The sequence below is a fragment of the Escherichia sp. MOD1-EC5950 genome, from assembly GCF_002965345.1.
Lineage (GTDB): Bacteria > Pseudomonadota > Gammaproteobacteria > Enterobacterales > Enterobacteriaceae > Escherichia > Escherichia marmotae.
On the sequence record NZ_PTSR01000137.1, the window covers coordinates 1 to 489 of the forward strand.

The 489-nt window shown below is 55.2% G+C and carries 1 pseudogene; it reads right to left on the bottom strand.

The window, feature by feature from the left end:
• Positions 1-60: 60 nt before the first annotated feature.
• Positions 61-489 (bottom strand): annotated as a pseudogene (locus BEA93_RS24685) (antA/AntB antirepressor family protein); the annotation flags it as partial.

A 489-nucleotide genomic window follows, 5' to 3' on the forward strand; every position in this document is an offset into this window, starting at 1 on the left:
ATTCGTTCACAAAGGCGCTCCGGCAACGGGGCGCTTTCTCTTTTTGTAACGGTCAGAGCGTTACACATGGCTGTTTTCCTCCATGCGACGGGCTAACCAACGCTGCGAAAGACGAATTAATTCAGCTTTCCGCTGGTGGTAGTCCAGGCCTAACTCAATCAGCGTGATATTGCTCTGCTCAAGGTAAGAAAGGTGCTCAAGCTGCAACGTGCTCATGTGGTCGCGTGGTTCGCCTGTGATGCCGTTCGCCTGCGCCCACTGTTTTGCAGTCATGCCACCCAGCACGATACGCGCCAGCATATTGGCTTCCGTGGTGTAGTGGTGCTGTAGAGTGTTTTTACCCAGTTCAGCCCGGTACGCCTCCAGCGCGGCGCACATCGGCTTAAAGTAGCTGGCAACGGTGATACGGGCTTTCAGTTCCCGGCGTAACGCTGCGGAACGCACTGGCGCTACCTTGTGTAGCTCCTCCTCGCATTTGATGAAGTACTG